This is a genomic window from Hymenobacter sp. YC55 (assembly GCF_029433095.1).
Classification (GTDB): Bacteria; Bacteroidota; Bacteroidia; order Cytophagales; family Hymenobacteraceae; genus Hymenobacter.
This window is the reverse complement of the sequence record NZ_JARNTX010000002.1, coordinates 1,625,551-1,648,172: the sequence shown is the minus strand read 5'-3', so window position 1 is coordinate 1,648,172 and position 22,622 is coordinate 1,625,551. Positions and strand designations below refer to the sequence as shown.

The window sequence follows — 22,622 nt, the reverse complement described above, 5'->3', positions numbered from 1 at the left end:
TTTTTAGTCGGTTGAAAGGGCGGAAAGGCTGATCATCTGAAACGGTGGTTGCCTTTCCGCCTTTTTTTGGCTTTCCGTCTCTGAGTTGCCCTACCTTACCTATGCTCCAACTGCTTACTGTTCTTCGTCGTCCTTTTGTTTTCGATTTGCGCGCCCTAGCTCTGTTGCGAGTGGCCGTGGCGGCCGTAGTATTAGTTGACTTAGGCATTCGGAGTACAGATCTCGAAGCGCTTTACTCCAATATGGGAGTGCTGCCGCTCCAAGTGCTATTCGAGCACAACTGGAATCCCTACGAATTTTCGTTGCACAGTAGCAGCGGCTTGTGGCAGGTACAGGCGGTTCTGTTCCTGATAGCCGCCGTGGCAGGCGTTGCCATGCTGCTAGGCTACAAAACCCGGCTGGCTACGGCCGTATCGTGGGTATTGCTGGTTTCGTTGCAAAACCGCAACCCGCTTATCTCCCAGGGCGGCGACGATTTACTCCGAATGCTACTATTCTGGGGCTTCTTTCTGCCGTGGGGCCGCGTCTACTCCTTGGACGCGCGCAAACGCCCCGCCCCTACCGACCTACATTACTTTAGTGCTGCTACTATAGCGTACGTAGTGCAACTGGCGCTGGTGTACTGGTGCACGGCGCTGCTTAAAAGTGGCGCTGAATGGAGCAGAGAGTACACAGCCATTTATTATGCACTCAGCCTCGACCAAGTGCTGATGCCTGGCGGAAAGCTCATTTATCCGTATCCGGACTTGCTGAAGGCTCTGACCTTCATGACGTATTACCTGGAAAAATTTCTGCCCTTCGTGCTGTTTTTGCCGTTCTGGGTGCCTTTCTGGCGCATACTGTTTGTGGTCATCATGTTTGGCTTCCACCTCGGTATTAGCCTGACGTTGTTTGTGGGCCTGTTTTTCCTGATCAACATGGCCTCGGTACTTGGCTTGCTGCCGCCCGTTGCTATGGAGTGGTTGGAGCGCCGCTTGGTGCCGGCCACGCAGCGGTTAGGGCCACGCGTAGCCGCGCGGTTGGCTCCTTTGCAAAACCGCTTGGCTACTTGGCGCCCCGTCAAAGTACAGGTCACGTCTTCGATGGAGCTTTCCGAGGGTTTTCACCGGTTGCTGCGCGCGATGCGCAATGGCCTCGTAACCGGCATTCTGGTATATGTATGCTGGTGGAACCTCGACAATATCGTTGACCCGCGCTGGACGATGGGCGAAGGATTCCGGTGGATAGGCTACTTGGTGCGCGTCGATCAGCACTGGGGTATGTTTGCGCCTACCGTGTTCAAGGATGATGGGTGGTACATCTTGGATGGCACCACCGTCGATGGCCGTCACCTCGACCTGAACCGCAAGGGCGCGCCCACCACGTACGAGAAGCCGGAGTCGGTGATGCGGCTGTTCAAGAACGACCGGTGGCGTAAGTATTCGGAAAACTACTTGTTTGTCTCGAACACCTACATGCGCCCCTACTACTGCAATTACCTATTGCGCATTTGGAGTGAAAATCCGTCGCACCCGCCCCTGCGCCACCTCGACGTTATCTACATGAAAGAGGTGTCGTTGCCTGACTACAAAGTACCAACTCCGACGCGGGAGGTGCTCTGCGGCTGCGACGCCGAACTGCCCCCTCCTACCACGCCCGACACCGCAACTGCTAAACCAAACTAGCCTCTTGGGTTGCTTTGGCTTCGCTATGAGCGGCGTGTGTGGCAATAAGCTTTGCTAATTGATACAGTCTTTCCACTGCCGTTAATTTTCCACCCTTACCCTAACAACTATGTCCAACAAAGCCAACCGCGCCAGCACCCCCGCGCTCCAACACGTTACGGCGGGTTTGTGGGGTCTGCGCGACGTATTTACGAATCTGTACTTTGTGCGCGACTCTGATCTTCCCACCGATTCATGGGTGCTTATTGACGCCGGCCTTCCAGGTTCGGGCGAAAAAATACAGCGCTCTGCTGAAGCAATCTTCGGGCAGAACAACCCACCCGCTGCTATCCTGCTCACCCACGGCCACTTCGACCACATCGGTGCTATAGGGCATTTGCTGAAGGTTTGGCCTAATGCGCCGGTGTACGCTCACCCACTGGAATTGCCTTACCTCACAGGCCGCTCTTCGTATCCGCCACCAGACCCAACGGTGGGCGGCGCTATGTCGGCCATGTCGTTTTTGTATCCCAAGAAGCCCATCGACCTAGGCACCCGCGTACACGCGCTGCCCACCGATGGCACAGTGCCTGAGCTGCCGGGTTGGCGCTGGGTGCATACGCCCGGCCATACGCCGGGCCACGTCTCGTTTTTTCGGGAACATGACCACGTGCTGGTAGCCGGCGACGCCTTCGTGACGGTAGAAGCCGAGTCGGGCTTGGCCACCTGGACGCAAAAGCAGGAAGTGAATGGCCCACCCGCTTATTTCACTCCCGACTGGCAGCACGCTCGTCATTCTGTGGCTTTGCTGGCGGGTTTGGCGCCTTCCTTGGCAGCCACCGGCCACGGCATTCCAATGGAAGGCGCGGAACTGCGCCAACAACTCGCCGACTTAGTCGAGCACTTCGATGAGAAAGCCGTGCCGGTTCGTGGCCGCTACGTAGGCCATCCTGCCATAGCCAACGAAAATGGGGTGGTATCGGTACCACCAGCGGCGCCTACTAACTTGCCGGTGTGGCTAGTTGGTGCAGGCCTAGCAGTAGCGGGCGGTATTTGGCTGTCACGCAACCGCGACAAAATTTCTGGTTATAAGACCAGCTCCAAAAAACAACAGGCCCACTCGTCGTCTACTATATACCGAGGCTAGGTCAATTGAAGTATCCTTGCCCCGTTTCTCTCTGCCCGGAGAGAAACGGGGCATATTTTTTAGGGCTCAGTGCCAGCATGCTGCGCTTATTACGTGCCTTATAAACCGAAGGCAGCCATACAGTGAAGACGGGACTGCTGGGGCACTCTTCCTGAAACCGCAACCGCAGTGCCTTGCGGTACGTTCGCAGAAACGGCGGGTGCTGCCCCAACGGCTTGCACTCGTGTCTCCTTCGTTTTGTCTACCATCCAACCTAATACCTTATGAAACGTCTTCCCCATTTGCTGGCGCTGCTGGCCATAGTAGTACTTTCGGCCTGCGATGCGCAAAATTCACCCGGCAAAGACCCTGCTCGCGAGCAAGACTTTAGTACCATGCCGCCCGCCACCGCCAACGAAACCGACCGCGACAGCATTTCATCCCAAGAACGGGTCGAGAAACCCATTGGCAAAGGGTCGGCTGCCGATCAGGCCGCTTCTGGCTCAGGCAGTATGCAACAAGCTCCCGGCGACGTTAGCTCGCCTACCAGCCAAATTCCAACAGAGTCGCCTGAAGTGAAAGGCACGGCCCGAAAGGCCGAGTAGCCTCAGCCTAATAGTAAATGCAAAAGCCCCGCCGATTTCGAATCAGCGGGGCTTTTCCGTTTTAACGATAGGCTACAGCGCCCGGCCAGCCGGCGAACCAGCATCGGTACCTTTCGATAAGGCCAGCCCGGCTACAAGCACCAGCAAATCCTCGACTCCACCAACTACCGAAACAGGCAACCCGGATTGGGCCGCCGATTCTTTGCGCAGGAATAGGCTGCCGTAGGTAGCGGCTACTGCTACGGCACCGCCTACCAAGGCCCCTTTAACGACGCTGTCGTGGTTGACTTTGTAGAGTGTGGCACCAATCAAGGCTCCTGATAGTAAGCGGCCCGTCAGAATGGGGGGCGAAGTACGGTCGGGGGCCTGGGGCAGTTTGTCGCCCACCATTTCACCGGCGGCCATGAGTTTGAGGCCGGCCGCCACCCAAGGCTTTTGCAGCAGCCGCAAAGGCGAATTGGCCAGGGCACGCGGATTAAACTTGCTGAGGTTGTCGCTGAGTAGTGCTGGGGCGGTTATGCTCCGGAAGCCAGCCAGAGCGCCCAAGCCTACGGTTTGCCAAAAATACTTCTGCATGATGATAAGGAAGTCAGTGGAAGAAAAGCTCTTCCTTCAACGGCAAATCGACACTTTAGACCAAAGGTTGGGGCTGCTTCTTTTTCAGCGAAGCACAAACACGGCTGTTTCGCCTTTTTACTTTCACTCAGTGTTCTCAGAGCATTTCAAGCGCCAGCTTTCAACAAGCGTTTTGGCATACGCGCAACACCCTGGGCTTCCTTACCCAGTGCTGTTGGCCTTAACTCCTAGCCAGCATAGCACAAATACGATATTTGCTATGTATTTTTATTTAGTAAGGTTAACGTAAACAGCTGTTTAGCTTATTATAAACGAGCACAACACACTCATTTCAATGTTTCCTAAACGTTATCAAAATGTTATGCAAGCATCATTCATTTAGGCGTAACATACCTTCGCAGTCAAATTCAGAAGAAGTACTTCTGATAAATAACCGCTCTTTTACTACCGTGTATGAAAAACAGACTACTCCTGTTTCTGCTGTTAAGCTTTATGCTTTCAAGCAGTTTTGTTGGGTTGGCACAAGGCGTGACTACCTCCGCTATGAAAGGATTGGTACTTGACAGCAAGGGCCAGCCTTTGCCCGGTGCCACCGTGGTGGCCACCCACTTGCCTACCGGCACCAAGTATGGCACTACCACCCGCGACAACGGCCAATACGACTTGCTGAACATGCGCGTCGGGGGCCCTTATGAGTTGGTAGTTTCGTTTATCGGCTCGCAGACGTACACCGACACGGGTATCCAGCTGGCGCTAGGCAAGACCTTCGAGAGCAAGGTTACCCTCGCCGATGCCTCCCAAGCGCTGGGGGAAGTGGTGGTGAAAGGCAACCGCGACGGCCAAATCAACAAGGACCGCACCGGGGCTTCTACCAACATCAACAACAACGCCATCCGGACGCTGCCTACCATCAGCCGCTCGCAGGAAGACTTTACGCGCCTCACGCCGCAAAGCAGCGGCCTAAGCTTTGGCGGGCGCAACACGCTCTACAACAACTTCTCGCTCGACGGCTCTATCTTCAACAACTCGTTTGGCCTTGATGCTCCCACACCGGGTGGCCAAACCAACTCGCAACCGGTGTCGCTGGATGCTATTGAGCAGCTGGAAGTAAGCTTGGCGCCGTACGATGTGCGGCAGGGCGGCTTTACCGGCGCCGGGGTGAATGCCGTAACCAAGAGCGGTACCAACGATTTCAAAGGCACGGTATACACCTTTCTGCGCAACGAAAGCCTGATTGGCGAGAAAGTTGGGGACGTAAAAATTACGAACCCGGACCTGAAATTCAACCAAACGGGCTTCGCGCTCGGTGGCCCCATCCTTAAAAACAAGCTGTTCTTCTTCACCAACGCCGAAATCACGCGGCGCGATGACCCCGGCCTGACGTTCCGGCCCGCCAGCAGCCCCACCGAGGCGCAAGCAGCCCTCAACGGCTCGGCCAATGGGGTGAGCCGGGTGCTGGAAAGTGACTTGATTGCCATCCGGCAGCGCCTGATTGACACTTACGGCTACGACCCTGGTTCGTACCAGGGCTTCACCTACCGCACCTACAGCGACAAGTTTCTGGTGAAGTTCGACTGGAACATCAACGCCAAGAACACCTTCTCCCTGCGCTACAACTACTTGAAAAGCTACCGTGAGCAGGGGCCCCACCCTATTGCCATTGCGCCTTCTTCGCGGGTGCAAGGCGTGAATACGCTGCAATACTCTAATTCGGGCTACACCATCAACAACGACCTGAACTCCGTGGTGGGTGAGTTGAACTCGCGCTTTGGCGAGAAGTTCAGCAACAAAGCGCAGCTTAGCTTCTCGGCCTTCCGTGACTACCGCGAGCTGCCCAATGCCCCGCTTTTCCCCATGCTCGACATTACCCGCAACGGCACTACGTATGTGACCGTGGGCACCGAGCAGTTTTCGGCCGAGAACCGGCTCGACCAGAACATCCTGCAATTCACCGACAACCTGAGCTATTTTGCTGGAGCCCACGTGCTGACGGCCGGCGTCACGTACGAGCAATTCAACTTCGTCAACGACTTCAACCTAGCTCGCTACGGCTACCCCTTCTTCGGGGGGATAGATGTGGACCGGTTCTTCCAGGTGACGGACCGCTCAAACCCAGCTTTTGTGGACCTCAACGCTGTAGCCGCCGCTGGCGGCCGCAACCGGGTGAAATCGGTGGACGTGAACGTGGCGCAACTTGCCTTGTATGCGCAAGACGAATGGAACGTGACGCCTGCCTTCAAGCTGACGCTCGGTGTACGGGCCGACATGCCCATCTACAACACCGACGTAGCGCCCAACCCGCAAATTGCCGCCGCACCCCTGCTTGATTCCGAAGGCCGGCCGACGCAAGTTGACGTAACCAAGTTTCCGAAGGCAACCCCACTCTTCTCGCCGCGGCTAGGCTTCAACTACGCCATCGAAAACGACCTCACCACCCAAATTCGGGGCGGTACGGGCATTTTCACCGGTCGCATTCCGTTTGTGTGGATCAGCAACCAAGCCTCTAACTCGCAGTTCGACCCCAACGGTTACACGTTCCAGATCAACGGCACGGCCCGCGACTTTAAGTTTCCGCAGGTGTGGCGCTCCAACTTGGCTATCGACCAAGAGCTGCCGGGCGGCATTGTGGCTACGCTGGAAGGCATTTATTCCAAGGACCGCAACGCAGCCATTCACCGCAACTACAACTTCGTGACGCCTACCCAGCAGCTGGCAGGCGCCGACAACCGCTTGATTTACCCCACGGCAGGCCCGCGGATTACGCCGGGCTTCACCGGTCCCGACGGGCAGTTTAGCTTCCTGGATGCCGGCGTGATTGTATTGGAAAACACCAACAAAGGCTTTCAGTACAATCTGACTGGGCAACTAAAGAAAGACTTCGACAATGGGCTGTACGTGCAAGCCGCCTATACCTACACGAAGGCCAAAGATGTGACGTCGAACCCCGGCGAAATTGCGGCCGATGCCTACCAGCGTAACCCTGTGGTTGGCAATGCCAACAATCCGCAACTGGCGTACAGCGACTTTGGCTTGCGGCACCGCGTTATTGGAGCGGCTGGCAAGCGCTTCGCTTATGCCGATGACCGATTGGCCACCACCATCAGCTTCTTCTTTGAGGCGGCGCAAGGCAACCGCTTCTCCTACACCTATGCCGGCGACCTGAACCGCGACGGCATCCCTGGCAACGACCTGTTGTTTGTGCCCGCCTCCCGCGACCAAATCAACTTGGTGGACATCCGCGACCAGAGCGGTAACGTGCTCGTGACGGCTGCGCAGCAGTGGGAGCAGTTAAATGCTTACATCAACCAGGACGACTACCTATCGAACCGCCGTGGTGGTTATACCGAGCGCAACGGCGCCATCAGCCCCTGGTACACGCAACTCGATGCCCGGATACTCCAGGACTTCTCGGTGAAAACCGGCGAGCGGAAACACACGCTACAACTGAGCCTCGACGTGCAGAACCTTGGCAACCTGCTTAACTCGGATTGGGGCGTGCGGCGCGTGTATGCTAACAACCGCTTCATTGAAACCAGCTACCTGCCCTCTGCTCCCGACGCGCCCATCTACCAGTTCCGCGGTGGCAACCAAACCTTCATCAACAACACCGACCTGAACAGCCGCTGGCGCGCTCAGGTGGGTTTGCGCTACATCTTCGATTAAGACGAGCCTATTCCTAAAAAAGCCCCGGCGCAGCTTGCTCCGGGGCTTTTTTGTGTGGTTTAAGTAGGGGGCTACTCCTTGCTGGCGGGTGCCGGTTTCACTTGCGGCCCCTGCCCCGGCCGGGCATAGGCAAAAGCACCCACCGGCGAGGCCCGGTAATAGGTATCGAGGCCAGACACACACACATCGTCAACGGCGGGCAGGTCGAGAGTACCATCGGGGAGCAGCACGTTCTCGGGAAGGTAGATGTGCTCGACGGTGCCTACTATCAGCACCGTGCCGTTATGAATGGGTAGCTCTTCCTTGAGCCGCAGCCCGATGCTAATCTTGCTTTCGGCGGCGTAAGGCGCCGGAAAATCTTCGCGGAACTCGGGTGTGAAGTGGCACTGCTCGAACTCGGATTGGTCGGCGGGGAAGTCGGCGGAGGTATAGTGCGCCTGCGCCACGAACCCGGCGTGCACGTGGTTGATGGTGAAGCAACCGGTGGTTTTCAGGTTCTGGTAGGTATGGCGCGGCACCGTGGTGGGCCGCGTAACAATACCCAGCACCGCCGGCGCCGACCCCAAATGAATAACCGAACTGAAAATAGCCAGGTTGGTAAAGCCGTCCGCATCGGCGGTACCAATCAGGTTGGTGGGCTTGTAGCCGGGCAGGGCGTTGATGAGGTTGAGACGATACACCTTCTCGAAAGCCTGAAGGTCGGCGGGGGTAATGTGGCGCATACAGAAGGTGAAATGGTAAGCCGGCACAAGGCCGAAAAGGGCAAAAGCTGAGTGGAGCAAGCAAAACTCTTTCGGGAAGGAGAATGCCGCAGCTCCTACAGACGCAACTACGAATTGAATTGTGGCCTGCAAAAAAGCAAAACCAGCATACAAAGGTTTAACAAAGGCCGTGGGCTGTTCGGGCAGCTGAATTCCTGCTTATGCGTCACCCAAGGCCCGCAAGTTTCGTTAGTAGATCTTACGCATTTCATCTAACCTCGACCTTAAAATGGCCAACGCAACTGAAACTTCTTTCGACGCCACTTACTCTTTAGGCGGCGATATTACAGTGAACCGCATGGGCTACGGCGCCATGCGCATTACCGGCGACGGTATCTGGGGCCCACCCCAAGACCACGACGAATCTATCCGGGTGCTACAGCGGGCGGTGGAACTAGGTGTCAACTTCATCGACACCGCCGACAGCTATGGCCCCAACGTATCGGAGGAGCTGATTGCGGAGGCACTGCATCCGTATCGGGAGGGCCTGCTGATTGCAACCAAAGGCGGACTGCTGCGTACCGGCCCCAACCAATGGCCCATTGATGCCAGCCCCAACCACCTGCGCGAAGCCCTGGAAGGCAGCCTGAAACGCCTGAAGCTCGACCAGATTGACTTGTATCAGCTGCACCGCATCGATCCAGAAGTACCTTTCGAGCAAACGCTGGAATTCTTGCAGCAAGCGCAGGAAGAAGGCTTGGTGAAGCACATCGGCTTGTCGGAAGTAACGGTCGAGCAAATCCAAAAGGCTCAGGAGTACGTGAAGGTGGTATCGGTGCAGAACATGTACAGCGTCGACAACCGCAAATGGGAGGCAGAACTCAACTTCACCGAGCAGAACGGTATTGCGTTCATTCCGTGGTACCCGCTGAGTGGTGGCAACACCCAAGCCCTCGACAAGCTCACGCAGATCGGCCAGAAATACAACGCCACTAAACAGCAAGTGGCCCTGAGCTGGCTGTTGCACCGCGCCCCCAACATTCTGCTCATTCCTGGCACCTCGAAAGTGAAGCACCTCGAAGAGAACATGCAAGCTGCATCCATTGCGCTTTCGCCGGAAGACATGAGCGAGCTAGATTCGCTCAATCCTGCTTAAAGTAGGCAAGTAGCTACAATAAAAAGGGTCTTGTTTCTATTAGCAGAAACAAGACCCTTTTTTGCTAAGTACAGGGCGTATTACCGCTGCCCGTATGCCCAGGTATCCATTTTGCGCTCCAGCACCGAGAGAGGCATGACCCCATCTTTCAGCAGCTCATCGTGGAAGTCGGCCAGGTGGAAGTGCTCTTTGTTTTGGCCGGCGTACTGTTCGCGTAGCTTGTTCTTTTGAGGCCCAAGCTGCTTCTGGTACTTTTCGCGCAGCTCCCGAATCTTCAAGGCCCCAATCTTATAGCTCAACGCCTGCCCCGGAATGGCCATGTACCGTTCAATTTCGGCTGTAGCACCTTCCTCGCTGATGGCTTCGTTTTCCATCATATAGGCAATGGCCTGCTCGCGGGTCATGTTTTTGGTGTGCATGGCCACATCGACTACCAGGCGCACGGCGCGGTGCATCTCGTCGCCGAGGGCACCCATGTACTGGTAAGGGTCGGTGTAGAGGCCTAGCTCTTTGCCTAGGCTTTCAGTATACAGCGCCCAGCCTTCGCCCATGGCCCCGTACCAAGCAAACCGGCGGAACTTCGGTAGATTCTCGTTTTCCTGTTGCAGCGAAATCTGGTAGTGGTGGCCGGGAATGGCTTCGTGCAAAAACAACGACTCCATACCCGACGTCACGTTGAACGTCTTGGCATCGACAATCGGAATGTAGAAGATGCCCGGCCGGGATCCGTCGGGGCTACCTTGGTTGTATTCGGCTGAGGCCGAGGCGGCGCGGAAGGCCTCCGTCTGCCGGATTTCAAACGGCGTCTTGGGCGTGCGCCCAAACATCTTGGGCAGGTTGGGCGTGATTTTAGCCTGAATTGTGCGGAAGGCGTTGAGCACGTCTTCGGGCTTTTGGTAAGGCATCAGCTTGGGGTCAGTCTTCAGCGAGGCGAAGAAAGCTTTCAAGTCACCCTTGAAGCCGACTTGTGCTTTTACCTTCTCCATTTCGGTGCGGATACGCTTCACCTCAGCTAAACCCGTCTGGTAGATTTCCTCCGGCGTTTTGTCGGTGGTGGTCCAGTTCTTTACGTAGTAGCGGTAGATTTCTGGCCCGCCGGGCACCGCCGAAATACCAGTAGTGGGTCGAGCTTGGGGCAGATACTCCTTCTCGAGGAAGTTGCCGAGCTTCTGGTACGTAGGCACCAGTTCCTCCAGGATGGCCTTCTTGTATTCAGCCGTAATGCGCTGCTGATCTTCCGCCGATACTTCTTTCGGGAACCGGTTGATGGGACCGTAGAACAAGCTCTTGGTCGGGTCGGTCACCACCAAGTCGCGCATTTGCGGAATCATCTTTTGCACCAGCGCTTTGGGTAGCACCACCCCGGCCTTCATACCCTGCCGGAAATTGGCAATAGCCGAATCGCCCCACACCGAGAACCCACGTACCCGGCCAAGCCAGTTGTCGTAGTCCTTAGCCGTTTTGAAAGGTTGTATGCCCTCGCCCGAGCCATATTGTCCCATGGTGATAGGCAGGCCCCAAAACTGCTGAAACGGCATCATCCAGGTGTTCAGCTTCAGCCCCTCCAGCTTGGTTTCGAGGTCGTACTGAAAGATGTCGTAGCTGATTTTGTCGTTTTCCGACAGTTTCTCGCGGTCAAATTTCTTGAGGCCATCCAGGTACTTCTGGTAGAAGGTCTGAACCTGCTGGCGAAAGGCGCGCGTTTGGTCGTTGGGGAGTTGGTCGTTGTAGCGGTTGTCGCCCTGGGTGGTGGCGTCGAGCGGAAACAGGCGGGCCTGCTCTTCCCAATACCCGGCAAAAAGGTCCGGCAAGTTCTTGATTTTGGCCACGTCGGTTTCAATGGGCGTGCTGCCATCGGCAGCGGGTTTTTGCTGGTTGCAAGCGCCTAGCAAGGTCACGGCCAGCAGGCCAGTAAAGGCAAACTTCTTCATGTAGAAAGTACAACAAGGTTTCGAAGCCAAAAGGTAAGGGGTTTGCGCGGTTCACAGAACAACTAAACATTCGCCTCGCCCTATCCTTTCGGCTAAAACCCTAAAAAGCCCGTAAGGGACATCCTCACGGGCTTTTTAGGGTTCAGGCTTTTAACAAAAGATGTTAGTTCCTTCTTAGTTGACGGTCATGAATTTCTTGTTTACTACTCCCTGCGACGTAACAGCTTGCACCATATACACGCGGTTTTCTGCGCCACCCGTCATGGGCACTGTGCGCGTCACGAGGCCAGTAGCACCGTCAGACAACGTTTCCGTGTAAAGCACCCGGCCCATAGCATCGAGCACCCGCAGTTGCTGCAACGTACCGGGCGTCTGCATGACAATGTTGAGGCTGCCTTGGCTGCCATATGCTTCTAGCTGTTGCGCCGTCTCTCCTACTTGCACCGGAATCACCTGCGAGTACGTGAAAGTGCCGTCGAGGTCGGTTTGCTTTAGGCGGTAGTAATTAAGCCCGCTGCGCATGCTATGGTCAACTGCTTCGTACTCGCGGCGGGCAGCAGAGGTGCCAGCAGCCGGTACCAAGGCCACGGAGCTGAAGTTTTTGCCATCAGAAGAACGCTCTACCGAGAAATTGGCAGCATCCTTCTCCGATGCCGTAGCCCAACGGACTACCACCTGCTTGTTGTCGTACTTGGCACTGAAGCTCACTAGCTCCACGGGTAGAGGCGCCAGCGCCTCGCAATCAATATTCACCCCATCTACTATAACATTAGCAAAATTGAGGTTACGCAAAGCATTCGGGTTACCAAGCACTCGGCCTGTTACCCGGAGTGAACCTTGCGCAGGAAAGCCCGCATTGATACTACTGTTGCCCTGCGTAACGTTCAAATTGCCTTTGACCTCCAACGAGGAGGAGATAACCATGTCGGTATTATTGCTAAATGTTAAGCACGAAGCTGTTTGGATAGGAGCATCAATTATTCCCTCTGCCTTATAAAACTCCAGTTTGTAGAGGTTCAGAGGTAGGTCGGTAGCAGAGGTGTGCTTTACTACTTCAATGCGTAATTGAGCATTCCCGCCAGCAGGAGTTGCTTTTTCTCCAATTGACAACGTGTATCGACCATTATGAGCCAGCGAACCATTCGCCCCTACAACCAGCCTACCATCCCGACCAGATACGGTATAATCTACGTCAAGAACAATAGGGTGTACAACGTTCACAATATTGTTAGCATCAGAAACAGGATGAACATTAGGGATGAGGCGGTTTCTTTCATCCCTTGCCTCCCAAATGTTGGCATCAGTCCAAGTGCCACTCGCCTTTGATGTGTATGTTATTAATGGCGTCTGTGGCCCCTGTGCCCTCGACTCCACCACAGAGCCAAACAGGCAAAAGAAAGCTAAAAAGACAGTGAGTAAGGTCGTTTTCATAGTAATTGTGTTTGACGAAGCAGGACTTAATTCTTCGGCAAATTACGCTTACTACAAGTTTATGATGCCTAAACTGCACAGATACAGCTAGATACATATAAATTGAAATAATTCAATCCAATTTATAATGATTATAATATTTTAAGTCATTTATCTAATAGATGACAATGGGGCATTATTATATTATAATAATCCAAGAAAATCAATACAATAAAAAATTCAATTCTATAGAAGTATCGTCTGATTTTTCTAGATAAAATCCAGCAGACGAAGCGGAGATAGTAGGGCTAATTGTTGGGCTAACCTTTCCCAATATAAATCTCGACTGTATTTTTAAAAAGCTAGGCGGTTGCCTTATCCAACACTTTTTCCGTGGACAATAAAAAAGTCAAAAGCGCTGCTTGCAATGGCACTCCTTGAGCAGTAATACGTTGCAGTCCATTGCTCTAACCACAAGATACTAGAACAAGATAACTGTTTCGGAGTAGATTGGTTATAGAAGCTTTTCTAATTTACCTCTCAAGCATTTCCTCATGGAATCAATAACCGGAAAAAATGCCCTTGTAACGGGCGCCGGCAAGGGCATCGGTCGGGCTATAGCTATTGCCTTAGCCCAGGAAGGTGTAAATGTGGCGTTGCTCGCGCGCACCGAAGCTCAACTGCAACAAGTTGCGCAGGAAATTGAAGCTCTAGGCGTGAAAACTGCCATCGTAACGGCCGACGTAGCCAACCGGGCCGCCGTGGAAGCCGCCGTAGCCCAAGCCGAAGCTGCACTCGGCACCATCGACATCCTCATCAACAATGCGGGCATCGGTACCTTCGCCAAGCTTGTTGATATGGACCCCACCGAGTGGGAGCAAATCGTGCAGGTGAATCTGTTCGGTACGTATTACGCCACCCGCGCCGTGCTACCAGGCATGATAGCGCGCGAAACCGGCGACATTATCAACATCTCCTCTACTGCTGGCTTGCGGGGTGCGGCTACTACCAGCGCCTACAGTGCTTCTAAATTCGCGGTGATGGGCCTTACCGAGTCCCTGATGCAAGAAGTGCGCAAGCACAACATCCGGGTGTCTGCTCTTACGCCAAGTACCGTAGCCACCGAGTTGGCCATCAGCAACAAGCTCACCGACGGCAACCCCGACAAGGTGATGCAGCCCGAGGACCTAGCCGAGTTTGTGGTGTCGCAGCTCAAGCTCAACCGCCGCATCTTCATCAAGGAAGCCGGGATGTGGAGCACCAACCCGTAGGTGATTTGACTAACAAAAAAGGCCGCCTTGCTAAGCAAAGCGGCCTTTTTTGTTGAACAAGGTGTTGAGGCTTACTTTGGATCTGCCTTCTTGACCATGGTCCCGAACGCACCTTTCTTCTCGAAAGAAGCTACCACTTCGTCCTCGACGGGGGTGCGCTGAACGACGGGGTTGTTGGCCCAGAACTCGGGGTCGTACTTGGTGGCCTTAATGGTTTCCAGGTCCCGGTCGTCGAGGCTGGCGCGGGCATACGGAATTTTGGTGGGCGTGGTGGACGTGTCGTAGAAGTAGGTGAACGACGTCACGCTTAGGGGCACGGTGCCGGTTTTGGTGCCGGTTACCAAGTCGGCCGTCAAATCCACCTGCATGTGGTCGAGGGGTGAAACGGGCGCATCCGACGGCTGAAACACCATGTCGACGGACAGCTTGGGGTTCTTGAATTTCTGGTTGGGGTTGCTCGACGTAGCCGTGAAACTAGGCTGCGTCATCTTGTAGCGCACAATCTTGTTGGTCTCGATATTAATCCAGATGGTGCCAGAAGATTGATACTTGATTTCGGGCCGGGTCTCGAAGGTTATTTCGGCAATAGTGCTGCTGTCTTGGTCGAGCAGGCCTTTCAGCTCCAACAGATAGTTCTTCACGGTGTTGGGGCTAAGTAGCGCCAACGATTTGGTGCTGTCCATACCGGCATCGTAGAGGCCGTAGCGGCGGGTGTAAATAGAGAAGTTGCTGAAGGCCGTGGCGGCTTGCTTAGCGGCATAGCGTCCTTGCGCAACGGTTGTGCCCTCGATACGCGCCGGGTTAGACTTCACGTTCCACACCACTTCCTGCAGTTCGGTGGGCTCGTTGCTGATGCGCGTGAGCTGGCGGTAGTACGCCTTGCCGTAGAATTTCTTGGAGTAATTGCTTTGAAGCTGCCGGAAAGCCTTTTCCACCAGCTGGAAAGGGTAGCTGTTCACTTTCACTTCGGGCAACGCCACTGTAGCCGGTGCCAGCGCTACTTGCAGGGGCGTAGTGTAGTTGGCCTGCGTCACGCGCACGGTGTCGCGCAAGTGGCCTAGCTCCGAGAAAACCAGGGTGCGGGGCACATCTTTGAGCACCAGCGTAAACTCGCCGTTGGCGTTGCTGGCGGTGCCATTGGTGGTACCCGTCACCGAGATACTCACGAAGGGGAGCACCTCCTTGGTTTCTTTGTCGGTGATGGTGCCGCGTACCGTGTACTGCGCCATAGCGGCAGAGTTCAGGCCGAGCAAGGCCACCAGGAAAAATCCGCTCGTCAGCAGCAAGCGCAACGACGACCTACGGAACGTAGAAAAAACAGACGATAACAAGGCGAGACAGATTAAATGAATACGAGAGAAGACAGTTCTAAAACGGAGTTTAATGCTTGAAACATATACCGACACTACAAAGGTAGATTCGGACACGGTTTCGAAAACGGAAAAAGTGAAGACTTCTCTCCTCAATACAAATACAATACCGATAAAGCGCAGCTTCTTACGGTTGAGCACGATACGTTTTTCTTCATCTGCGTAAACTAGGCGGGCCCTATCTTGGTCCTATCAATGCTACTTTTCCTTTCCTCACTCCTACTTTCCACGTCATGCTGAAGCGAGATTTTTTGAAAAACGGTCTAATGACCATGGTTGGTGCCCTAGTAAGCCCTGCCTTGCTAGCCCGCGCCCACGACGAAAAGCTGCTCCGCGAAGCCCGTGCTACTCCTATTGCCGACGGACCTTTCACGCTACCGGCTCTGCCATATGCCTTCAATGCCTTGGAGCCGCATATTGATGCGCGCACTATGGAAGTTCACCACGATGCGCACCACAAAACTTACGTTTCGAAGCTGAACGAGGCAGTAGCTGGCAAACCACAAGAGAAAATGTCGTTGGCCGATCTGCTGGCTTCGGCTAGCAAGCAAACCGATGCGGTGCGCAACAATGCCGGGGGCCACTTCAACCACTCGATGTTCTGGCAATTGCTGTCGGCCAAGGGCGGCGGGCAGCCTACGGGCACCCTGGCCACGGCCATCACCAGCACTTTCGGCTCGTTCGATAAGTTCAAGGAGCAGTTTGCAACAGCGGCCACCAGCCGCTTCGGTTCGGGTTGGGCTTGGTTGAGCGCCGACAACACCGGTAAGCTCTTTATTTCCTCGACTCCCAACCAAGACAACCCGCTCATGGACATAGCTGGCATCCAGCACGGCACGCCCGTACTCGGCCTCGATGTGTGGGAGCACGCCTATTACCTGAAGTACCAGAACAAGCGCCCCGAGTACGTGGCCGCCTTCTGGAACGTGGTAAACTGGCCTGAAGCAAACCGCCGCTTCGAAGCCGTGAAAAAAGGCTAGTGTTGCTGGTGCTTCCCATCTAGCATCGGGAAGAGCCAGCAAGCTTGCACTACTAGAAAAGCCCGCTGGAATGTCCGGCGGGCTTTTTTATGCGCTCCAGAAGGCGCAACAGGGCAGTTTCTTACGGCCTTGCAGTCTATCGCACTGCGGTAATTAACATAGTCTTTACCACCTCGGTATGCAGCAACCAGATGTAGTCTCCCATCTTTGTAGCATGAAAAAATATCTGTTATTCCTGCTATCGGCTGGTTTGCTACTGAATGGACCTGCCACGCAAGCCCAAAGCAAAAAAGAACTGACAGTAGCATTCGGCTCTTGCAACCGCATCGACTTGCCGCAACCGCTCTGGCCCGTTATTGCCAACGACAAGCCAGACGTCTGGATCTGGCTCGGCGACAACATCTACGGCGACACCGACAACATGGCCGTGCTCAAGCAGAAGTACGACACGCAGTTCAACCTACCCGGCTACGCTCAGTTTCGGGCGCAAGTACCCACCATCATTGGCACCTGGGACGACCACGACTACGGTCGCAACGACAGCAACAAAACCTATCCTTATAAGAAACAAAGCCAGCAAGTAGCCCTCGATTTTCTGCAAGAGCCCGCCAACACGCCCCGCCGCCAGCAGGAAGGCATCTACACGTCCTACGAATACAAAGTGGGCAAGAAAAAAGTGAAGGTAATTCTACTCGACGACCGGTACTTCCAAGATACGCTCTACCGCGATGCGCAGCAGGTGTACCAGCCCAACCCCACCGGCGACGTTCTCGGCGAAACGCAGTGGCAGTGGCTACAGCAGCAGCTCACCAACAGTACCGCCGACGCCCACATCATCGGGTCGGGCATTCAGTTTCTGCCCCAGCAGCACCGTTTCGAGAAGTGGGCCAACTTCCCGGCGGCCCGTCAGCGCCTGCTTACGCTGCTAGCCAGTTCCCACGCAAAGGGCGTGTTACTGGTTAGCGGTGATAGGCACATTGGTGAAATATCGAAAATGACGGTGCCGGGCGTGGCATATCCAGTGTACGAGGTGACTTCCAGTGGCCTTACCCACCCCGCAGCCAACAATAAGGGCGAGCCCAACGACTTGCGGGTTGGTCCGCTGGTTAACCAAAAGCACTACGGGTTGTTCCTTTTTCGGGAGCAAGGCAAGAAGCTACTGGTAACCGCCGCGCTGAAAGGCGAGGACGGCAAGGTTATTTATTCAGAAGATATTGAGGTTAAAAACTAGTTGCGTTACTCTTGGCACGCACCAACGAAAAGGTCCGGTGGATATTCCACCGGACCTTTCTGTGTTTCAAGCGTCTGTTTACTTCTTCACAAACCGCTGCGTGGTAACGGCGCCCTTGCTGTTCACCCACACCGACACACGCCCGGCTCCAACGAACCCACCGACAACTCCACTCCCCGCATACCTCTCGCACTGCCATTACAGCTAAGCCTTTAGCGTCCTTTAGCAATAACTAATGCAGCTTTAAAGAGATATTCGCTTACAGTTGTTTACTATGTACCTATCCAGTTGAAAGGCGTTAATAATTTGCTTCATAATATTTATTGCAAATAATAAAGTCCGATAGGTTCTAGCGCCTATCGGACTCATTGTATATAATCTTATTGTATTATCAAACTCAAGTAATACTTATTCTAAGCAGCATATTCTTGCGCGTATGTTTTGCTTGCTAAGGCTTTTGCCTCGTATTCCGTCCATTTTTTCTGCTTTGGCAAAGTGCCTGTGAAATCTTTCACTGGATAATTTATTTTATTAATACTGTACACAAGTAAAGCAATTTCTTTGCAGCATAATTCCGGCCATTTAATTACTTGCTCTTCCGAAAATCGAATAACGGCCCATCGGTTTTCAACAAAGAAGTTATTTCTATCATCATCCTTTCCCACACAGTGCATAGGCTTGCCGTGCTTTTCATCATACGGTTCGTCAACCTCAATAGCAATGAACAAGCCGGTTTCATCGTGGTAAACAAAATCAGGATAGTAACTGATGTTATACTTCTCGCCGTCTAATACATCTAGCTTTTTATCGGTCTGAATTGCATTGCCGAAACATTCCGCTAAGTATGTATGAAACATTATTGCATGCTTACCTCTAGTGATGTGGCGTTCATCATCCGACGTAATGGTTTTCGGCTTTCTAACAGCACCAAAGAATTGCTGCAATAAAGCCAATCTGTATTCCCACAATTTATCTGCGGGAAACATAACTTTTAATTGCTTTTGATATTCTGCTACTCGCACATCGTAGGCAGCGGCATAAGCTCGGGCCGCATGATATTTATCGAGCGCAAACCGGAAACGCATTTTAATCAGCAAATATGAAATTGCTGATAAGGCAAGCGCCCAGCCTATTACGTACACGTTTTGCAACAACAGATAAAGCGCAAAGCATATACCAGCAACCCACGCGTACAACGACAACACGTTGGGGTTATAAGGGAATACGGGCGGTTCGGGCGGTGCCGGTGCCACTAAGTTGTTGGGAGGCAGTTCTTGCAGGATGCTATGAATAGCAGTGTTGACATGAACTTCCGGGTAATGATACTTCCTAGGTACTCCTTGAGGTAACATAACTGGCTTGCAATAGGTGTGGTGAGAGGAGCAGACGAAGCTCAACTGTATGCTCAGCAAGCACAGAGTGCCCTTAGCCCACTACCAGAGGGGCTTCTGTTCGCTAAGCATCAGCAAGGCTTACTATTTTATGTTCCAAAAATACAACATTATTAAATCAGTTACATATAGGTTTATGAATAATTAATAGAGAAATTTTAAAATAAATTTCTGGCTAGCTACCCGCCGCTTCACGCGTAAAGACCTGTAATGCTCTAAATTCGCCTTTCAACCCTTACCGCTTCATCTTGTCTACTCGCTGTACTCTCTCGCTTCTGTGGCTTCTGTTGCTACTCGTGCCCGATGCCTTTGCCCAACGCCGACAGCAACCCACTCCGAAGAAGAGCCACACCCAAACCATCACTCGCCGTACGCCAACCAGCTCGAAAGCTTCCGCCACAAAAGCCCGAGCGAAAAAAGCTGCGCCGGTAGCCAAAAAGATCAACCAGCCCGTTCCGTTTGCCCGGCAGCTAAAAAGTTCGCGCTGGGTTGACTCGGTGATGAAAACGCTTACTCCTGACCAGCGGGTGGCGCAGTTGTTTATGGTAGCGGCGTATTCCAACCGCAAGCGTATCGACGAAGACTCTATCACGACCCTGATTCAGCAGTATGGCATTGGCGGCTTGGTGGTTTTCCAGGGCGGCCCGGTGCGGCAGAGCCGACTCCTGAACCGCTACCAAAGCCAAAGCAAAGTGCCTCTGCTGGTGGCCATGGACGCCGAATGGGGCGTGGGCATGCGCCTCGACAGCGTGCAGCGCTTCCCCTACCAGATGAGTATGGGCGGTGTCCGCGACAATCAGCTTATCTATGATATGGGCACCGAAGTGGCGTCGCAGTTCAAGCGGCTGGGGATGCACGTCAATTTTGCGCCGGTGGTGGACGTGAACAACAACGCCGCCAACCCGGTCATTGGCTTCCGAAGCTGGGGCGAAGACCGGCAGAGCGTCACCGAGAAAAGCTACCTCTACATGAAGGGCATGCAGGATGCTAACATCCTGGCCGTAGCCAAACACTTCCCCGGCCACGGCGACACCGACACCGACTCGCACCTGGCCCTGCCGCTACTGCGCATCGACCGGAAGCGGATTGACACGCTGGAACTGTTTCCGTTTCGGGACTTAATGCGGCGCGGCCTCGGCGGCATGATGGTGGCTCACCTCAACATTCCGGCCCTTGATACCACGGGCATGCCCTCTACGCTTTCCAAGCCCATCACCACGGGCCTGCTCAAGCAGAAGCTAGGGTTTGAAGGCGTCATTTTCACCGATGCCATGAACATGAAGGGCGTCATCAGCAAGTACCCGCCCGGCGACGCCGATGTGCGGGCGCTGCTAGCCGGCAACGACGTGCTGGAATTCTCGAAGAACGTGCCGCTGGCCCTGAAAATGGTGCGCGCGGCCGTCGACAGCGGACTGATTTCGCAAGCCGACCTCGATGCTCGTTGCCGCAAGGTGCTGGCGCTGAAAGAGTGGGCAGGCCTCAACAAGTACAAGCCTATTCCACTGAAAAACATCATTGCCGACCTCAACACGCCGCACGCGCAGTACCTAAGCCAGCGTCTCACCGAGCTAAGCGTGACGGTGCTGCGCAACCAGAAAAACCTTCTGCCCCTCCAACGCCTCGATACGCTGCGGCTGGCCACGCTCACCATCGGCACCAAGGACACCACCGATTTCCAGCGCATGGTGGCCGATTACGCACCCGTGCGCCACTATTGGATGTCGGCCACGCCCACGCTGGATGAGCTAACCAAGATGCGTGAGACGCTGAAACCCTACAATGTGCTGCTGGTGGGTATGAACAACCTCGGCCGCTTACCAGCCACCAACTTCGGTGTAACGGCCGAGGCCAACGTGCTGCTGCGCGAGCTTGGCCGGCCGGGGCAAAAGCTGGTGGTGTCGGTGTTCGGTTCGGCCTACGCGGTAGCCAAGATCCGAGACCTGGACCGCGCCGATGCGGTGGTGCTGGCGTATCAGGAAAGCAAGAATGCGCAGGACGTAACCGCCGAAGTGATTTTCGGGGGCATATCGGCCACCGGCAAGCTGCCCGTAACTGTATCGGACCGGTACAGCTACGGTACTGGGCTTACTACGCAGGGCGGCACGCGACTGCGCTACAGCTTCCCCGAGGCGGTGGGCATGAACAACAACCTCGAAGCCCGCGTGGACTCTATTATGAATGGGGCACTGGCCGCCCGAGCTTTCCCCGGAGCCGAGGTGCTGATTGCGCGGCGTGGTACGGTGGTGTTGCGCAAAAGCTACGGCACCCACACCTTCGCCGACGCGCCCTCGCAGGGTGGCCGACCCAGCCGCGCCGTTCGCAACACCGACCTCTACGACTTAGCCTCCCTGACCAAAGTATCGGCGGCGCTGCCGGCCCTGATGAAGCTGCAAGACCAAGGCAAATTCAACCCCGACATGACCTTGGGTCAGCTTTTCCCGGAGTTTGTGGGCACCAACAAGCAAGACCTGAAGCTGCGCGACGTGCTGACGCACCAAGCCCGCCTGAAAGCCTGGATTCCGTTCTGGAAAGACTACACCAAGCCGCGCGGCATTTTCAATGCGTTGTTCGGCAACAGCCCGGATGCTAAAGACGTGTCGCTCACAAAGCCCTCGGAGCTGAGCCGGCGCTTTTTCCGTCCCGACTCCTCGGGCCGCTTCCCGCTGCGTGCGGCCACCGGGTTGTGGGCGCGCAAGGATTTCCCGGAGCGCATCACCAAGGCCATTGCCGAGTCGCCACTGAATGAGAAGCCGGGCTATGTGTACTCGGATTTGTCGTTCATCATGTATCCGCGGTTCGTGCAGTCGGCCACGGGTAAGCCGCTGGCGCAGTTTATCAACGACGAGATTTATAAGCCGCTCGGCGCTACTACGCTCGGCTACAACCCCACCCGCCGCTTCCCGCTCAGCCGCATCACGCCCACCGAATACGACTCGCTGTTTCGCCACCAACTACTACAAGGCACCGTTGATGACGAAGGTGCAGCCCTGCTCGGTGGTTTCTCGGGCCACGCCGGCCTTTTCGGCAATGCCAACGACTTGGCTAAAATCGTGCAACTGTACGCCTGGAACGGCAAGTATGGTGGTCAGCAGTTGCTTAAAGCCGAAACGCTAACCGAGTACACCCGCTGCCAGTTCTGCCCCGACAACCGCCGGGCCCTTGGCTTCGACAGGCCGGCGGCCAATCCTGCGGTCAATTCGGCCAAAAGCGCGTCGCCGCTGAGCTACGGCCACACGGGCTTCACGGGCACCTACTTCTGGGTTGATCCGAAAGAGGAAATCGTCTGCATTGTGCTTACCAACCGCGTAAATCCAACGCGCCGCAACAACAAGCTTTCCAGCCTCAACGTCCGGACCAACGTGCTGCAGGTAGCGCTGGAGAGCGTGCGGCCAGTGCAGAAGCTGAAGGTCGAGACGACGGTGGAGCAGTAAGCTATTCCAGTTATTAATACATAAGAAGGGAGGTTCCTCCTAGTCGCTGATCGACTAGGAGGAACCTCCCTTCTTCATTCTCACAAAATAATAACTTGTATATATCGTAACTCATCCGTTACATTTAACTATCAATT

Annotated in this window: 15 protein-coding genes; 9 read left to right on the top strand and 6 right to left on the bottom strand. The window is 54.7% G+C overall.

All coding sequences use genetic code 11. The features are described from left to right. The first annotated feature begins 101 nt into the window (after positions 1 to 101). The 3 genes from P1X16_RS20195 (at position 102) to P1X16_RS20185 (ending at position 3,374) form a co-directional block, all read left to right on the top strand. A complete protein-coding gene (locus tag P1X16_RS20195) occupies positions 102 to 1,664 on the top strand; it encodes an HTTM domain-containing protein (RefSeq protein WP_277232883.1) in 1,563 nt (520 codons plus the stop codon). 109 nt (positions 1,665 to 1,773) lie between these two features. After that, the gene (locus P1X16_RS20190) at positions 1,774 to 2,790 is read left to right on the top strand and encodes an MBL fold metallo-hydrolase (protein ID WP_277232881.1); all 1,017 of its coding nucleotides are present in this window, start codon (positions 1,774 to 1,776) and stop codon (positions 2,788 to 2,790) included. 263 nt (positions 2,791 to 3,053) lie between these two features. Beyond that, on the top strand, positions 3,054 to 3,374 hold the full coding sequence (locus P1X16_RS20185; RefSeq protein WP_277232878.1) for a hypothetical protein: 321 nt from the start codon (positions 3,054 to 3,056) through the stop codon (positions 3,372 to 3,374). 72 nt (positions 3,375 to 3,446) lie between these two features. On the opposite strand, the gene P1X16_RS20180 is transcribed toward P1X16_RS20185, so the two are convergent. Beyond that, positions 3,447 to 3,950 (bottom strand): DUF4126 family protein, encoded by a 504-nt coding sequence (locus P1X16_RS20180; RefSeq protein ID WP_277232875.1) that lies wholly within the window; start codon positions 3,948 to 3,950, stop codon positions 3,447 to 3,449. Positions 3,951 to 4,403: 453 nt separating this feature from the next. Between P1X16_RS20180 and P1X16_RS20175 the strand changes: the two genes are divergently transcribed. Continuing rightward, positions 4,404 to 7,613 carry a carboxypeptidase regulatory-like domain-containing protein gene (locus P1X16_RS20175; RefSeq protein ID WP_277232872.1) on the top strand — a complete coding sequence of 1,070 codons (3,210 nt, stop codon included), beginning with the start codon at positions 4,404 to 4,406 and terminating at the stop codon, positions 7,611 to 7,613. A gap of 71 nt (positions 7,614 to 7,684) precedes the next feature. On the opposite strand, the gene P1X16_RS20170 is transcribed toward P1X16_RS20175, so the two are convergent. Next, a complete protein-coding gene (locus P1X16_RS20170) occupies positions 7,685 to 8,335 on the bottom strand; it encodes a flavin reductase (RefSeq protein ID WP_277232870.1) in 651 nt (216 codons plus the stop codon). 268 nt (positions 8,336 to 8,603) lie between these two features. Between P1X16_RS20170 and P1X16_RS20165 the strand changes: the two genes are divergently transcribed. Further along, positions 8,604 to 9,470 carry an aldo/keto reductase gene (locus P1X16_RS20165; RefSeq protein WP_277232868.1) on the top strand — a complete coding sequence of 289 codons (867 nt, stop codon included), beginning with the start codon at positions 8,604 to 8,606 and terminating at the stop codon, positions 9,468 to 9,470. A gap of 80 nt (positions 9,471 to 9,550) precedes the next feature. On the opposite strand, the gene P1X16_RS20160 is transcribed toward P1X16_RS20165, so the two are convergent. Together P1X16_RS20160 and P1X16_RS20155 are read right to left on the bottom strand one after the other, a co-directional pair. After that, positions 9,551 to 11,401, bottom strand: coding sequence for a DUF885 domain-containing protein (locus P1X16_RS20160; protein WP_277232866.1), 1,851 nt, complete (start codon positions 11,399 to 11,401; stop codon positions 9,551 to 9,553). 174 nt (positions 11,402 to 11,575) lie between these two features. Continuing rightward, entirely contained in the window at positions 11,576 to 12,622 is a 1,047-nt protein-coding gene (locus tag P1X16_RS20155) for a hypothetical protein (protein ID WP_277232864.1), read from the bottom strand. 743 nt (positions 12,623 to 13,365) lie between these two features. Between P1X16_RS20155 and P1X16_RS20150 the strand changes: the two genes are divergently transcribed. Then, positions 13,366 to 14,082 carry a 3-ketoacyl-ACP reductase gene (locus P1X16_RS20150; RefSeq protein WP_277232862.1) on the top strand — a complete coding sequence of 239 codons (717 nt, stop codon included), beginning with the start codon at positions 13,366 to 13,368 and terminating at the stop codon, positions 14,080 to 14,082. A gap of 71 nt (positions 14,083 to 14,153) precedes the next feature. Here P1X16_RS20150 and P1X16_RS20145 read toward each other — a convergent pair whose 3' ends face one another. After that, positions 14,154 to 15,413: a carboxypeptidase-like regulatory domain-containing protein gene (locus P1X16_RS20145; protein WP_277232860.1), complete on the bottom strand. Its 1,260-nt coding sequence runs from the start codon at positions 15,411 to 15,413 to the stop codon at positions 14,154 to 14,156. Between the two features lie 272 nt (positions 15,414 to 15,685). Between P1X16_RS20145 and P1X16_RS20140 the strand changes: the two genes are divergently transcribed. Both P1X16_RS20140 and P1X16_RS20135 read left to right on the top strand, forming a co-directional pair. After that, positions 15,686 to 16,432, top strand: coding sequence for a superoxide dismutase (locus tag P1X16_RS20140; RefSeq protein ID WP_277232857.1), 747 nt, complete (start codon positions 15,686 to 15,688; stop codon positions 16,430 to 16,432). Between the two features lie 214 nt (positions 16,433 to 16,646). Then, positions 16,647 to 17,663 carry an alkaline phosphatase D family protein gene (locus P1X16_RS20135; protein ID WP_277232855.1) on the top strand — a complete coding sequence of 339 codons (1,017 nt, stop codon included), beginning with the start codon at positions 16,647 to 16,649 and terminating at the stop codon, positions 17,661 to 17,663. A 413-nt stretch (positions 17,664 to 18,076) separates the two neighbouring features. On the opposite strand, the gene P1X16_RS20130 is transcribed toward P1X16_RS20135, so the two are convergent. Continuing rightward, positions 18,077 to 19,015 (bottom strand): hypothetical protein, encoded by a 939-nt coding sequence (locus P1X16_RS20130; protein WP_277232853.1) that lies wholly within the window; start codon positions 19,013 to 19,015, stop codon positions 18,077 to 18,079. A gap of 287 nt (positions 19,016 to 19,302) precedes the next feature. On the opposite strand from P1X16_RS20130, the gene P1X16_RS20125 reads away from it, so the two are divergent. Beyond that, on the top strand, positions 19,303 to 22,485 hold the full coding sequence (locus tag P1X16_RS20125; protein ID WP_277232849.1) for a glycoside hydrolase family 3 N-terminal domain-containing protein: 3,183 nt from the start codon (positions 19,303 to 19,305) through the stop codon (positions 22,483 to 22,485). Positions 22,486 to 22,622 lie beyond the last annotated feature (137 nt).